Raw genomic sequence first — 14786 nt, forward strand, 5'->3', positions numbered from 1 at the left:
TGCCGGTAGCCGTGATTCGTAGCCGAACTCACCGACCAGCGGGAGGATTGCTCTGCTGCGGCTGAACCGGGTGGCTCGCACCGGAGGTCTCCCATACCGTCGTGACGATTCCCGTGTTCCGCTCTAGAATCAGTGCGCCGTGCTGGAATTCGGCACGCAAACCGTCGTGGACCGGGTAGGCGTTGCGCAGTGGAAGTCCGAGCGCACCTGCGTCGGCCCCGAGTTGCACGAAGCGATCTCTGATGGCGCCGAGTACTTCTACGGTTTGTCCTTCCGGAGTGGTGTAGACGTAGCCGTTGGTGAACTTCGCGTACTGCTGCCCCTGTGCGGCGGGTAGTACGTCCGATAGGGCGATGCCGAGTGGTCCGGTCGGTCCGCCCGATTGTGCCCAGTATTTCGCGATGATGTTGTCGTGCACCAAGTTCAGCAGTTTGATCGTGAACTCGGCGAGAGCTGTCAGGTCGTCCTGTGAGATCGCGGGAAGTGCGGGAAGCGCGGGAAGTCCTGGGATCGGAGGGATCGCGAGCAGGGGGCTGCCCGGTGCGCCCGCGGCGATATCGCGGATCCGATCCATCAGCGCGTAGGCCGCATCACCGGGGCAGTCGGTATTGCCCACATCACGGTGCGCGAAGATGATCGGCAATTGCACGGCTGTGCCCCTGGCATACGGGGTGTACGAGGTGCCCTCGGAGTACATCGTGGTGTAGCCCTTGGGATCGAGGGCCGCGACTTTGGCACGCCAGCCCGCGATCGTGCCGAGCGCGTTGATCGCCTCGTTCGTTGGTTGCTGGGACTCGTAGTTGCCCATCAGCGCGATACCCGAGGTGTTCTCATTGAATCCGCCCGCGTGCGCACCCTGCACCGGGAGGGTGAGGCCGCCGAAGCGCCCCTCGAAGATCTGGCCGTACCGGTCGACCAAGGCGTGATAGCCGATATCGCACCAACCCAATGTTCTCGCATGATAGGCGTAGATCGCGCGGACTATCCCCGCTGATTCGGACCTGCCGTAGTTATTGCTGCCCGCGGTGTGGTGCACGGTGACACCGCCGAGACCATTGTCGAAGACGGGTCCGGCGCAGCGGAGGGATTCGTCGGCACCCCACTGGGCGCGGGTGATCACGCCCGGTCCGCCTGCGGGGAGCGCTACTGCCGCTGCGTGCAGTGCGCCGTCGGCCGGGCCGCGGCCGGGATCGATGAGTACAGCGGTCAGGCCGGCGATGTGCTCGGCCGGGTCGCTGGTGTGCTCGACGGGTCGCCGAGCTGTGTGGTCGGCACCGAGTGCCGGCGGTGTCATCGTCGTCACCTGTGGCGTTATCGCTGTTGCCTGCGGTGTTGGTGTGCGGGTGACCAGCACTTGCACCGCGTTCGTCGTGCCGACGTAGATCGGTTCGGTGCCGTCGGTGCTCGCGCCGGAGTGGTTGGTTCCCACCGGTTCGGCGTCGTACCACGCTCCCCAGGCGCCGTCGGGTTGTTTGGCGCGGATCGCCGCTCTGGTATTCGCCAGCTCATCGGCGGTGAGGGCGACCATGCTGAAGGGTTTTTCGCTGGAAAGCTCTTTGACCTGCGCCCCTACCTGATCCATCAGTTCTGGGGGTATGGCGCCGGGAGACAATGCGGGAGTATCGGCGGTGGTACCGGGTTGGAGCCGGACGGGGTCGGCGAGCAGACGTGTGTCGCGCGGGTTGGCGGCGAGAATCCGCGCCGCGGGCGGCTGCGGGCGATGGGGCGCCGGAACCGGGGTTGTCTCCGGAGCGGCGGGCTGTCCGGAATTATCGCTGGGTAGGGGGAATTCTTCAGGTAGTCGCGGCTCTGTCGGTAGTGGTAGTCCGGCAGGAGCCGGAACGGACTCCGGCGTCTCGAGCATGCGTAGATCGGAAAGACGCAGGTCGGGGAGATCCAATCCGTTGAGTTCACGCAGCGGGAGCACCGTATCCGGCGCCTGGGTGAGCGCTATCTCGGTGAGCTGGGTCGGGACGGAGACCGGTTCGCTGTCGCTTGCCGCATGGTAGTTGTTCGAGTCGCCGAACATGAGCGTCGCGAGCGGAGCAGCTACCGCGAGGGCCGTGACCATCGGGAGCGCATAGGAGCGTTTCGGTTTGCGGTACCGCACGAGCATCTCCAATCAGGTCGAACCAGTGATCATGAGCTGTTCGGGGTCACTTTTCGGCATATCAACAGTCGAAATGTCCACAGCAGTGACAGCGCGGGACCGGGTGCTGAGAATGATGTCCTTGCGTGAAGGTAGCTATCGGATAGCAAATTAATGCGATGACATGCCGCTAGCGATCCGAACATTCCCGGAAAACCGTGGAAGCGATGCGGTCGCGGCACAGTTGACTTTGACGCTACGTCAATGTGCATGCTCATTGTGTCGACGAGAACAAGCACCGACGAGAGCAATAAGGGAGAACGGTGATGCCGAGGGCTACCGGGGAATGGTCTATCCAGGAACTGGCGAAGGCGGCCGGTACCACCAGCCGGACATTGCGCCACTACGGACAGCTCGGGCTACTACCGCCGAGCCGGATCGGCGCCAACGGTTATCGCTATTACGACCAGAACTCCTTGGTGCGGCTGCAACGCATTCTGCTCCTGCGTGAACTCGGCCTCGGCTTACCGGTCATCGCCGAAATTCTGGCCGGTGCGCAGGAGCCCGCTGCCGCGCTGCGCACGCATTTGGGACTGCTCCAGCAGGAACAGGACCGGATCCGGCGCCAGATCGAGTCGGTGCGAACAACACTGCGGAAAACGGAAAGAGGTGAACGACTCGTGGCGGCAGAAGTTTTCGACGGTTTCGACCACACGAAGTACAAAGACGAGGTCATCGAGCGCTGGGGTAAGGACGCCTATGAGCAGAGTGACCGCTGGTGGCGGTCGATCTCCGAGGCGGACAAGAATGCCTTCCAGCAGACCCACCTGGATATCACCGCGGACTACGGCCGGGCGCATGCCCGCGGGCTCACGCCGGACAGCGAGGAGGTGCAAGCCATCGTCCAGCGCCATTACGACTGGATCGGCCTCGGCTGGCGAGGGCGGCCGGTGGTACGGGAAGCCTTCATCGGCTTGGGGGAGATGTACGTCGCGGATCCGCGCTTTACGGCGAATTACGATAAACACGGCGTCGGTACCGCCGAGTTCGTCTGCGCGGCGATGAAGATCTACGCCGAGCGGCGCCTATAGCGCACTGGCCTACAGCGCATGGAACGGACCGCTGGCGCGGTTGTCGTAGCCGCTGGTTGAGGAGCGATTGCCGGGGTGGAACCGGAGCCGGGGGCTGTGCCTTCCAGCACAGCCCCCGGCTCCCCCTGGATAGGGCGAGGACTTCCGATACGCTGGGCTCCCGTGACCGTCGCATCGTCCCCGGATAACTCCGTCAAATCCGCCTCACAGTTCGATCTGATCGTCGTCGGCTCCGGATTCTTCGGACTGACCGTTGCCGAACGTGCCGCTACGGTGCTTGGTAAGCGGGTTCTTGTGGTCGAACGCCGCCACCACATCGGTGGTAATGCCTATTCGGAACCGGACCCGGAAACCGGAATCGAGATCCACAAGTACGGCGCGCACCTTTTCCACACCTCGAACAAACGAGTGTGGGACTACGTCACACAGTTCACCGAGTTCACCGGATACCAGCACCGCGTCTTCGCGATGCACAAAGGGCAGGCCTACCAGTTCCCGATGGGCCTCGGTCTGGTCTCCCAGTTCTTCGGTCGCTACTTCTCGCCGCAGGAGGCGCGCGCACTGATCGCGGAACAGGCCGCGGAGATCGAGACCGAGAATGCGCAGAATCTCGAGGAGAAGGCCATCTCGCTCATCGGCCGTCCGCTCTACGAGGCGTTCGTGCGCGATTACACCGCCAAGCAATGGCAGACCGATCCGAAGGAACTGCCCGCGGGTAATATCACCCGGCTCCCGGTCCGCTATACCTTCGACAACCGCTACTTCAACGACACCTACGAGGGGTTGCCCCGCGAGGGATACACGAAGTGGCTGGAGAATATGGCCGCTTCCGATCTGATCGAGGTGCGGCTGAATACCGACTGGTTCGAGGTGCGTGAACAGCTGCGCGCCGAGAGCCAGGACGCACCGGTCGTCTACACCGGCCCGCTGGACCGTTACTTCGACTACCGCGAGGGTGAGCTGGGCTGGCGCACCATCGATTTCGAGACCGAGGTGCTGCCGCTCGGCGATTACCAGGGCACCTCGGTGATGAACTACAACGACGCGGATGTGCCTTACACCCGCATCATCGAGCCGCGCCACTTCCATCCGGAACGGGAATACCCCGCCGATAAGACCGTGATCATGCGGGAATACTCGCGGTTCGCGCAGACCGGCGACGAGCCGTACTACCCGATCAATACCCCGGAAGACCGGGCGAAGCTACTTGCCTATCGCGCGCTGGCCAAAGAAGAGACCGCGACGGCGGGAGTGATCTTCGGTGGTCGTCTCGGCACGTATCAATACCTGGATATGCACATGGCGATCGGCAGTGCGCTGAGCACATTCGACAATGTGCTGCACCCGCATCTGCGCGACGGCGCCCCGCTGGCTGCCGATCACGAGGGGTAGGAGCGTAATGACCACCCAAACTGTTGTGGAAGACAGCGCCGTCGAGACAAGGGCCGCGGCGTTATTGCAGCGCATCATCCTGCCCCGGCCGGGCGAACCGCTGGATGTGCGCACCCTCTACCTCGAGGAGTCGGCGAGCAACGCCAAGCGCGCGCATGCCGTCACCCGTACCTCGCTGGCGATCGGCGCGGAATCCGAGGTCTCGTTCTGTACCTACTTCAACGCCTTGCCCGCGAGCTACTGGCGGCGCTGGACCATCGTGTCCTCGGTGGTGCTCCGGCTGGAATTGATCGGCCACGGCCGGGTGGACATGTACCGGTCCAAGGCCGATGGTTCCCGGATCCACATCCAGGGCAAGGAGTTCACCGGGGGATCCGGCCTCGCGGATAAGCACGCGGATCCGGATACCGTGGATCCGGAGGACATCACCGCACCGGGTATCGACTCGGTGGTCGTGGAATTCGAGACCGATCTCGGCCCGTTCGAGGACGGTGGCTGGATCTGGTTCGACATCACCACCGATACCGCGGTCACCGTGCTGTCCGGTGGCTGGTACGCGCCGGTCGAGGCGCCTGGCATCGGCAGCATCGCGGTGGGCATGCCCACTTTCAACCGCCCTGGCGATGCGGTACAGACGCTGACAGCGCTCGGCTCTGACCCCTTGGTGCTGGAGCAGATCGAAACCGTCATCATCCCGGACCAGGGCACGAAAAAGGTGGTCGACGAGCCGGGCTTCATGGAGGCGGCCGCGGCGCTCGGTGGCAGGCTGGCTATTCACGATCAGCCCAATCTCGGCGGTTCGGGTGGCTACAGCCGCGTGATGTACGAGGCATTGCGGACTACCGATGCCGAATACATCGTCTATATGGACGACGATATCCAGATCGAGCCGGATTCGATTCTGCGCGCGCTGGCGTTCGCTCGCTTCGCGAAATCGCCCGTGCTGGTCGGCGGTCAGATGCTCAATTTGCAGGAGCGCTCGCATCTGCATGTTATGGGCGAGGTCGTCGACCGGAACGTCTTCATGTGGAGCGCGGCGCCGAATGTCGAATACGACCACGATTTCTCCAGATACCCGCTCACCGACCGGGATAATTCGAAGCTGCTGCATCGGCGCATCGATGTCGATTTCAACGGTTGGTGGACCTGCGTCATCCCGCGTCGGGTCGCCGAGGAGCTCGGCCAGCCCCTTCCGCTGTTCCTGAAATGGGACGACGTGGAGTACGGCCTGCGCGCTCGGGCCGCCGGATACCCCACCGTCACCTTGCCCGGCGCCGCGGTCTGGCATATGGCCTGGAGCGATAAAGACGACGCTATCGACTGGCAGGCGTACTTCCACCTGCGTAATCGCTTGGTCGTGGCCGCATTGCATCTGCCGGGAAATGGCCGAGCCATGGTGGCCGATACGATCAAGGCGACCCTGAAACACCTGCTCTGTCTGGAATATTCGACGGTCGCGATCCAGAATCTGGCTATCCGCGATTTCCTCGCAGGCCCAGAGCGGTTGTTCCAGCTATTGCCCAGCGCACTGGGTGCGGTGCATGCGCTGCGTAGGCAGTATCCGGATGCGGTCATCCTGCCTTCGTCTACCGAACTACCTTTGGCCAGCCATATCGATATCGGTGCGGTCGGTGAGCCCGCCAATCCGATCGCCAAGGTGACGCGGCTGGTCAAGGGCCTGCTGCACAATGTGCGTCCCGCGCGCGCCGCACATCATGAGACCCCGCAGCTGAATGTGCCGACGCTGGATGCTCGCTGGTTCCTGCTCTCCCAGGTGGATGGGGTCACCGTCACCACGGCCGACGGCAGAGGTGTGGTCTATCGCAAGCGGGATCCGCGCCAGGCGTTGAGCCTGTTGAAGGAGGCCATGCGCCTGCGTAAGGAGCTGGCCGCTCGCTTCCCCGAAATGCGGCAGCGCTACCGTAGCGCCCACCCCAAGCTGACCAGTACCGCGGCCTGGGAACAAGTTTTCGGCATCAGCGACAACACAGACAACACGAAGGATGGCAAGCAGTGAGTCTCGCATCGAACGGGGCTGACGGCGCGGCGCTAGAGCCGCCGTTGCACAGCGCGAACGGCCACGGCGGCCCGATGCGATCGGCGGCCGGGCAGGCGCGGGCAGTGCCCGCGGCGCTTTCGGAGGTAGCGATCATCACCGCAGTACAGGCCACCCTGGGCAATAAGCCCGCCGTGGTATCCGCGGCGCGTGGTATGTCGCATTTCGGGGAGCACGCGCTCGGCTGGGTGGGTATCGCCGCCACGGGCTGGTTGCTGGACAAGCCGCGCCGCAGGCAGTGGGCCGGCGTCGCGGTCGGCGCGGTCGGTGCGCACGCCGCCTCGATCGCGATCAAGCGCATTGTCCGACGGCCCCGCCCGCATGATCCATCGGTGCAGGTCAACGTCGGGACGCCGAGCAAGCTCAGTTTCCCGTCCTCGCACGCGACCTCGACTACCGCGGCGGCCGTGTTGCTCGGCAGAGTGACCGGGCTACCCTTGCCTGCGGTGCTCGTTCCCCCGATGCTGTTGTCCCGAGTGGTTCTGGGGGTGCACTATCCCTCCGACGTGCTCGCCGGTTCCGCACTCGGCGCCGCGTCCGCCGCTGCCCTGCTCGCTGCCGAAAAGAGACTCGATAGTGACCGCACAAGAAAGAGCCTTGGTTGACATGAGTGAAGAGCCGACCGGCGCCGACCTGGCCGAGGCCGTTGTCAAGGGCCCACCCAAGACACTGGCCAGTGGGCTGTTCAAGGCCGTCCGTCCGCGGCAGTGGGTCAAGAATGTGCTCGTGCTCGCCGCGCCGCTGGCCGCTGGCACGGTCACCGATGCGGATGTCCTAGCGCATGTCGGCATGGCCTTCGTGGTGTTCTGTATGGCGGCTTCTGGCATCTACCTGGTCAACGATGCCCTCGACGTAGAGGCCGATCGCGCACATCCGACCAAGCGGTTCCGGCCGATCGCCGCGGGTGTCGTCCCGGTGAATCTGGCCTATGCGCTTTCGGCCGTGCTCTTGACCGGCTCGATTGCCGCATCGTTCCTCGCGTCGTGGCAGCTGGCCGTGGTGATGGCGGTCTACATCGGTATCCAGCTGGCCTACTGCTTCGGGCTCAAGCATCAGGCGGTGCTGGACATCTGCATCGTGTCCTCCGGCTTCCTGCTGCGCGCTGTCGCGGGCGGCGCGGCCTCGGATATCCCGCTTTCCCAGTGGTTCCTGCTGATCATGGCGTTCGGCTCGCTGTTCATGGCCGCGGGTAAGCGCTACGCGGAACTGCAGATCGCATTGGGTACCGGCGCGAAGATCCGCAAATCGCTGGAGTACTACACCCCCACCTATCTACGCTTCACCTGGACCCTCGCCGCGACGGCAGTGGTGGTGTTCTATGGACTATGGGCCTTCGAGCAGGACCGGTTGAACGAGACCACCTGGTTCGCCATCTCGATGATCCCGTTTACCATCGCAATCCTGCGTTACGCGGTCGACGTCGATGGCGGCGAGGCCGGTGAACCGGAAGAGATCGCATTGGGGGATCGTGTCCTGCAATGCCTCGCAGTCGCCTGGATCGGAGCGGTAGGTGTCGCTGTCTATCTCACCTGACGAGATGCTGGTAGCGGAGCGAACAGAATACGTGGCAGGACAGCAGGCCGATGGGTCGGCGCGTTCGATGTCGCGTTTTACAGTTCTATCCAAAGCCACGTTCGTCGGTGGGATCGCGCTCACTGTCGTTCTCTTCGCGATCGGTGGCTGGCAGCGACGCTGGATCGCTGATGACGGCCTCATCGTGTTGCGCACGGTGCGGAACTTGCTCGCGGGTAACGGTCCCGTCTTCAACCAGGGTGAGCGCGTCGAAACCAATACCAGCACCGCCTGGACCTACCTGGTCTGGTTCTTCAGCTGGCTGACCGAGGCTCGCCTCGAGTACGTGGTGCTCGGGCTGGCGCTCACGCTATCGCTGGCCGCAGTGGTATTCGCCATGCTCGGAGCGGCCCGGCTGTGGGGTGGTAGCGGATCAGTGCTGCTGCTGCCAGCGGGTGTGCTGGTCTATATCGCGTTGTCCCCGGCCCGCGACTACGCCACCTCCGGCCTGGAGAGCGGTCTGGTGATCTGCTGGATCGGTCTGCTGTGGTGGCAGCTGATGCGCTGGAGCCAAGCCGCATCGCCTCGGCTGCCAGGCCTGTTCGGCTTGGTCTTCCTCGCCGGGCTGGCCCCGCTGATTCGTCCTGAGCTGACCTTGGTCGGCGCGCTCGCGCTGTTGATGATCTTCATCGCGCCCATGCCGGAGAGCAGCGTGCATCCGATGGCGCTGCGCGCGATGATCGTCGCGGTGGCAGGCCTGGTTCCACTCGGTTATCAGGTCTGGCGGATGGGCTACTACGGACTGCCGTATCCGAACACCGCGGTGGCGAAGGACGCGGGCGGGGCCAAATGGGGGCAAGGGTTCACCTATCTCTTGGACCTGGTCGGTCCGTACTACCTGTGGCTGCCGCTGCTGCTGTTGCTGATCGCGGGTGTGCTCGCCGCCCGCACACAGGCCGAGCTGACGCCGCGGATCGACCGTGCCGCCGGGCAGGGGTGGTCCCTCGACCGGGTACGGCAGCGGTTGCGCTCGCCGGGCGCGGTGGTCACTGTGATCCTGGTCAGTGGTTTCCTCCTCACGGTGTACGCGCTGCGGGTCGGTGGCGATTTCATGCACGGCCGGATGCTGCTGCCACAGCTGTTTCTGCTCTTGCTTCCGGTGGCGGTGCTCCCGCTGCGCGCGCCCGCCGGAGGCGTACGCGCGGTGCTCGCGGGTAACCGGTCGTTCGCGATGCTGGTCATCGCGCTGGCTGGTACCGCGGGCTGGGCATTGTTCGCTGCCGATACCACCGGGATCACGACCGGGACCGAGATCTCCTCGACCGGTATCGTCGACGAGCGCATCTACTACGTGCTCAATACCGGGCACGATCATCCGATCCGCGCCGAGGACTATCTGGACTATCCACGGATGCGTGCGATGGTCGAAGACATCGCGGCCACCCCGGAGGGTGGTCTGCTGCTCAACTCGCCGTCGTACACGTTCTGGTATATCGTTCCGCCGCCCGCACCTATCCCGCCCGAGGGTGTCGGGCATACCGTCTTCTTCCTGAATCTCGGAATGACCAGTATGAACGTCCCGTTGGACGTGCGGGTGATCGATCCGATGGGCTTGGCTTATCCACTGGCCGCACACACAGATCGGCTCGTCGACGGCCGGATCGGGCACGATAAAAGCCTGTATCCGGATTGGGTTATCGCGGATGTCGGCATGGTGGAAGAGAAGCCGTGGTTGCCCTGGTACCTGGATGAGCAGTGGGTGGCCCAGGCACGTACGGCGTTGTCCTGCCCCGACACTCAGGCTCTGCTGCTGTCCTCCCGTGGCCCGCTCACTTTCGAGCGTTTCCGGCACAACCTGCGTAATGCGCTGCGATTCGCCGAATATCGCATCGAGCGGGTGCCGAAGTACGAAATCCAGCGGTGCGGGCTGGTCGATCCGTTCCCGCGCCCAGATGCGCCGCGCTGAGCGCGGACTCACGTTTCGACCCGGCCTCCGGCCGTGATGTCCCCCGTCGGCACGCATCGGCGGGTATGGTGTGCACGGCTTGCCGCTGTCGCTGTGAGACGAAAGGTTGAACGGGATGCGAGGCGTGGTCGGGCGTGATCGTAAGACTCGAAGTGCAGGCTCTTGGTTCCAGCGATCGGTGTTGGTATCGCTGGCAGTGCTACTACCGCTCGGGCTATCGCTAGCCGGGCCGATCGGCCCGGCGTCAGCGGCGTTCAACCCGGACGGCCTCGACTTCTGGGTCGATTCCGAGATGGGGCCGATCAAGTCGCGCGTCTTCCGCGCCGCCGACGGCAACACCCAGCGTGTGGTGTACGCGCTGGACGGTATGCGGGCGCGTAACGACCTGAACGGCTGGGAGATCGACACCGAGGTCACGCGGGAACTGACCAGGTGGAATATCAACGTGGTCATGCCGGTCGGCGGCCCGTCGAGTTTCTACGCTGACTGGAACGCGCCGAGTGATTTCTTCGGTGCTTCAACCGGTTCGGCGTCGTCTGCTTCGGCTTCGGGCTCCGCGTTGACCGGTTCCTCCGGTTGGGGGGAGACTCTCGGCAAGGTCAATACCTACAAGTGGGAGACCTTCCTGACCGAGAATCTGCGGTGGGCGCTGCGTGATCGGCTGGGCTTCAATCCGAACCGTAATGGGGTATTCGGCCTGTCGATGGGTGGCAGCGCCGCGTTGGCTCTCGCGGCCTATCATCCGGATCAGTTCAGCTTCGCCGGGTCGTTCTCCGGCTACCTGAACATTTCCGCGCCGGGTATGCGTGAGGCGATGCGTGTAGCGATGCTGAGTGCGGGTGGCTACAACATCGATGCGATGGCGCCGCCGTGGGGCTCGCAATGGCTACGGATGGATCCCTTCGTCTTCGCGCCGCAGCTCAAGGCCAATAACACTCGGCTATGGATTGCGGCGGGTAGCGGGTTTCCGTCCGAAGGTGATGTGCAATCGGTGCTCGATGTGGTTCAAGGCGTGCCGTTGGAGACCTTGGCATTGGTCAATACCAGGGCTTTTCAGGTACGGATGATGTCGCTGGGCGCCACCAATGTCACCTACAGTTTTCCGCCTGTCGGCCTGCACAATTGGCGTAACTGGGAAGCGGAGGTCTACCGGATGCTCCCTGACCTCTCGGCGAATATCGGGTAGTTCCGGCCGGACGTGCGGTTGCCCTGCGCCGGTAGCGCAGGGCAACCGCACGTTTTCCGGTCCGGGTAGCGCTGTCAGAAATATGAAGATGAGATGGTTCAGTAGTTGTGCCGCAGCGGACGATCCAGCACTATGAAGAGATTCCCCTCGATTGATAGCCGTAGAACATATCGCGAGGTTGTTTTGCCGGTTTCGCGGCGGGGTGGGCCTCGGAGCTCGATGGCGAGGTAGTGAATATCGCGGAACATTTGCTGACCTGGTAATCCGAGCGGAAGGTCGATGTGATGCGAAGTGCGTGCAAGCCCGGCAGTTCCCGATCGACCGGCGCGTCGTTGCGGCGATGGGTTCTCGGTATCGCCGCGGCAATGCTGTTACCGTTCGGAACAACCATCGCAGGCACCGGCGCACCGGCCGCCGCGGCGTTCGATCCAGCAGCTTTCGATTTCTGGGTCGATTCCGGTATGGGACCGATCAAGACCCGGGTTCTCCGTGCCGCGGACGGTAATACCCATCGGGTGGTCTACGCATTGGACGGTTTGCGAGCACAGGAGACCCTGAACGGCTGGGAATTGGAGACCGATATCCCGGCAGCCCTGGCCGGTGCGAACATCAATGTGGTCATGCCGGTCGGCGGCCAATCCAGTTTCTACGCCGATTGGACTGCGCCGAGTGAGTTCTTCGGCATTCCCGCTGGTACCGGAGGCAACTCCGGTTCAGGGGCATTGAACGCCCTCTCCGGTGGGCCGGGCAAGAGCTATCGGTACCAATGGGAGACCTTCCTGACCGAGAATCTGCGGTGGGCGCTGCGTGATCGGCTGGGCTTCAATCCGAACCGTAATGGGGTATTCGGCCTGTCGATGGGTGGCAGCGCCGCGTTGGCTCTCGCGGCCTATCATCCGGATCAGTTCAGCTTCGCCGGGTCGTTCTCCGGCTACCTGAACAATTCCGCGCCGGGTATGCGTGAGGCGATTCGCACCGCCATGTTGGAAGCGGGCGGTTACAACGTCGACTCGATGGCACCGCCGTGGAGCCCGCAATGGTTTCGGATGGACCCACTCGTCTTCGCGCCCAATTTGATCAGCAATCAGACACGCCTGTGGATCGCCGCGGCCAGCGGCAGGCCGACCGAGGCGGATCCACCGACTATCGACACCCTCAACGGTATGGAGTTGGAAGCGCTGGCCTTGACCAATACGAGGTCCTTCCAGGCTCGGATGGATTCGCTCGGCGGCAGTAACGTTGTCTACTCCTTCCCGCCTTATGGCATTCACGCCTGGAACAACTGGGCCGACGAGGCCAGGCGGATGATTCCGGATATGTCGGCCCATATCGGTTGAGCCGGATGCCCCACCGTGCCGAGTTCTCGGCACGGTGGGGCATAGCCCGTGGGTTGGGCGGGACCTGTGGGGCCGAGTGCGGACGCAATTATTAGCTGAGAAATTGCCACCTAGGGGCGCTTGTGGTCGCCTCATGGTTGTGGCCGACCCTGTTGCTGGGCAGACGGAGAGTGATGCGGCGAAGAATAGTGTTTGCTATGTAGCGCGTGTCGCCCGTGAACTCGGGCGTATCCGGAGTACAAAACTCTTGTGGCAGGGACTATCCGTAGTAGCCGGAGCAAACGTTGGCTCATGCTGCTCACCATCGCCATAACCATTCCGCTGGCCGCGAGCATGTCCAGCGGTGTACCCGCCGTCGCGCAGCCAGAGGCGGCGATGGTGGCACCGGCTATGGAGAAGGTGGTGTGGCTCAGCGACCGGCGCGTCGCGTTATGGGTGAACTCGCCATCCATGGGTGTGCCGATCCAGGTGCAGCTATTGCTGGCCAAGGATTGGAATGCCAGCCCTGAGGCCAGATTCCCCGTTTTGTTCCTGCTCGACGGCCTGCGTGCCACCGATGACGAGAGCGGCTGGACGAAAGAGGCCGGTGCGGTCGACTTCTTCGCCGATAAGAATGTCACCGTCGTGCTTCCGGTCGGCGGGCAGTCCAGTTTCTACACCGACTGGCTGGAGCCGAACAACGGACACAATTACAAGTGGGAAACCTTCCTCACCAAGGAGCTTCCTCCGCTGCTGGAGAACTATTGGCGAGCAACGGATGTACGGGGTATCGAGGGGCTGTCGATGGGTGGCACCGCCGCGATGCTCCTCGCCGCACGGAATCCTGGTTTCGTGCGCTACGCCGGTTCCTACTCCGGCTTTCTCACCACGACAACACTCGGCATGCCAGAGGCCATCGAGTTCGCCGTCAGAGATGCGGGCGGTTTCGACGTCTCGGCGATGTGGGGATCGCCGACGGGCCCGGAATGGGCAGCCCACGATCCGTACGCGCTGGCCGACAAACTACGCGGGGTCAGTCTCTACGTTTCCAGCGGAAGCGGTGTGACCGGTCCCTTCGACCACGCCGCGAACATCCCAGGTGTGAGCACTAATGTCGCGGGTATGGGCCTGGAGATCCTCTCCAGGATCACCTCGCAGAACTTCGTGACGAAATTGTCCGAACTGGCGATTCCGGTGCAGGTGAACTATCGCCCTTCCGGTACCCACTCCTGGCCGTACTGGGATTTCGAGATGCGTCAGTCCTGGCGCCAAGCAGCGGCCGCGCTCGGGGTAGATCCGGACCGGCCCGAATGCCATAGCGGCGGTCCGATCGATGCGGTGGTCGCGGCGAACGGTTGGCTCGGCGCTTGCGTTACCGGCGAGTACCGAGTGGCGAACGGTGTTGCTCAGGATTTCACCGGCGGCAGAGTGTTCTCCACACCGGACAGCGGCGCGTATCCGGTCGGTGGCGCGATCGGCGGCGGTTACCAGGCCGCCGTCGGCCCGGCCGGGCCGCTCGGACTGCCGACGAGTATCGAACGCGCCCTGCCCGACGATCGCGGCAGATTTCAGACTTTCCAGCACGGCGCGCTCTACTGGACGCCGCAGACCGGCGCACAGGTGATCCACGGCGCGATCGGAGAGGAGTGGGGTAGGCAGGGGTTCGAACGCGGTCCTGCGGGCTACCCGACCGGGGCAGAGGCCAAGACGCCGCATCGAGACGGTGTGGTGCAAGCATTCGAGAACGGCCCGTTCTATTACAGCCGGAACGCGGGAGCCCACCATGTCCACGGTTTGATCCTCGGCAAGTACGCCGAATTGGGCTATGAGAACAGCGCACTCGGGTTTCCGGTCACCGAGGAGCAACCGCTCGCGCACTTCGGCCGATTCAGCGGTTTCGAGGGCGGCAATATCTATTGGAGCCCGCTATCGGGAGCGTGGGCGGTGCGTAACGGGCCGGTACTGGATACCTGGCGTGAACTCGGCTACGAGAACGGCAAGCTCGGGTACCCGATCAGCGATGAGTTCCCTATTCCCGGCGGTGTGCAGCAGAACTTCCAAGCCGGTTTCATCACCGTCCATGACGGTGAATCGGAAGTTCACAGCCTGTGATATCCGCTGATCCGGTCGGACTGATCGGATAGCGCCGGATCGGTTTCGAGTCGGTCGCAGGCGTGG

The 14786-nt window shown here is 63.6% G+C and carries 10 protein-coding genes; 9 read left to right on the plus strand and 1 reads right to left on the minus strand.

Annotated elements, in window-relative coordinates; translation table 11 throughout:
* Nucleotides 1-28 precede the first annotated feature (28 nt).
* Nucleotides 29-2116, minus strand: coding sequence for an N-acetylmuramoyl-L-alanine amidase (locus ACL02S_RS17125; RefSeq protein WP_412803438.1), 2088 nt, complete (start codon nt 2114-2116; stop codon nt 29-31).
* Nucleotides 2117-2415: 299 nt separating this feature from the next.
* Here ACL02S_RS17125 and ACL02S_RS17130 point away from each other — a divergent pair, with 299 nt between their 5' ends.
* From ACL02S_RS17130 to ACL02S_RS17170, 9 genes are all read left to right on the plus strand, one after another.
* Complete coding sequence (locus ACL02S_RS17130; protein WP_412803439.1) at nt 2416-3180, plus strand: MerR family transcriptional regulator; 765 nt, start codon at nt 2416-2418, stop codon at nt 3178-3180.
* A 162-nt stretch (nt 3181-3342) separates the two neighbouring features.
* Nucleotides 3343-4572, plus strand: coding sequence for a UDP-galactopyranose mutase (gene glf, locus ACL02S_RS17135; RefSeq protein WP_412803440.1), 1230 nt, complete (start codon nt 3343-3345; stop codon nt 4570-4572).
* 7 nt (nt 4573-4579) lie between these two features.
* Complete coding sequence (locus ACL02S_RS17140; protein WP_412803441.1) at nt 4580-6589, plus strand: glycosyltransferase; 2010 nt, start codon at nt 4580-4582, stop codon at nt 6587-6589.
* 104 nt (nt 6590-6693) lie between these two features.
* Complete coding sequence (locus ACL02S_RS17145) at nt 6694-7233, plus strand: phosphatase PAP2 family protein (protein WP_412803505.1); 540 nt, start codon at nt 6694-6696, stop codon at nt 7231-7233.
* 1 nt (nt 7234) lies between these two features.
* On the plus strand, nt 7235-8161 hold the full coding sequence (locus ACL02S_RS17150) for a decaprenyl-phosphate phosphoribosyltransferase (RefSeq protein ID WP_412803442.1): 927 nt from the start codon (nt 7235-7237) through the stop codon (nt 8159-8161).
* Between the two features lie 67 nt (nt 8162-8228).
* Nucleotides 8229-10106 (plus strand): arabinofuranosyltransferase AftB family protein, encoded by a 1878-nt coding sequence (locus ACL02S_RS17155; protein WP_412803506.1) that lies wholly within the window; start codon nt 8229-8231, stop codon nt 10104-10106.
* A gap of 115 nt (nt 10107-10221) precedes the next feature.
* Nucleotides 10222-11292, plus strand: a complete 1071-nt coding sequence (locus ACL02S_RS17160; protein ID WP_412803443.1) for an alpha/beta hydrolase — start codon at nt 10222-10224, stop codon at nt 11290-11292.
* A 284-nt stretch (nt 11293-11576) separates the two neighbouring features.
* On the plus strand, nt 11577-12629 hold the full coding sequence (locus ACL02S_RS17165; protein ID WP_412803444.1) for an alpha/beta hydrolase: 1053 nt from the start codon (nt 11577-11579) through the stop codon (nt 12627-12629).
* A gap of 291 nt (nt 12630-12920) precedes the next feature.
* The gene (locus ACL02S_RS17170) at nt 12921-14720 is read left to right on the plus strand and encodes an alpha/beta hydrolase-fold protein (protein WP_412803507.1); all 1800 of its coding nucleotides are present in this window, start codon (nt 12921-12923) and stop codon (nt 14718-14720) included.
* The last annotated feature ends 66 nt before the right edge of the window (nt 14721-14786 follow it).

This window comes from Nocardia spongicola, from assembly GCF_047200775.1.
Lineage (GTDB): Bacteria > Actinomycetota > Actinomycetes > Mycobacteriales > Mycobacteriaceae > Nocardia.

Excerpts from the sequence above, each read along its gene's own strand:
- ACL02S_RS17150 (WP_412803442.1), top strand. The coding sequence starts at position 7,235 with ATGAGTGAAGAGCCGACCGGCGCCGACCTGGCCGAGGCCGTTGTCAAG.
- ACL02S_RS17170 (WP_412803507.1), top strand. The coding sequence starts at position 12,921 with ATGCTGCTCACCATCGCCATAACCATTCCGCTGGCCGCGAGCATGTCC.
- ACL02S_RS17165 (WP_412803444.1), top strand. The coding sequence starts at position 11,577 with ATGCGAAGTGCGTGCAAGCCCGGCAGTTCCCGATCGACCGGCGCGTCG.
- ACL02S_RS17155 (WP_412803506.1), top strand. The coding sequence starts at position 8,229 with ATGTCGCGTTTTACAGTTCTATCCAAAGCCACGTTCGTCGGTGGGATC.
- ACL02S_RS17130 (WP_412803439.1), top strand. The coding sequence starts at position 2,416 with ATGCCGAGGGCTACCGGGGAATGGTCTATCCAGGAACTGGCGAAGGCG.
- ACL02S_RS17160 (WP_412803443.1), top strand. The coding sequence starts at position 10,222 with ATGCGAGGCGTGGTCGGGCGTGATCGTAAGACTCGAAGTGCAGGCTCT.
- ACL02S_RS17140 (WP_412803441.1), top strand. The coding sequence starts at position 4,580 with ATGACCACCCAAACTGTTGTGGAAGACAGCGCCGTCGAGACAAGGGCC.
- ACL02S_RS17125 (WP_412803438.1), bottom strand. The coding sequence starts at position 2,116 with ATGCTCGTGCGGTACCGCAAACCGAAACGCTCCTATGCGCTCCCGATG.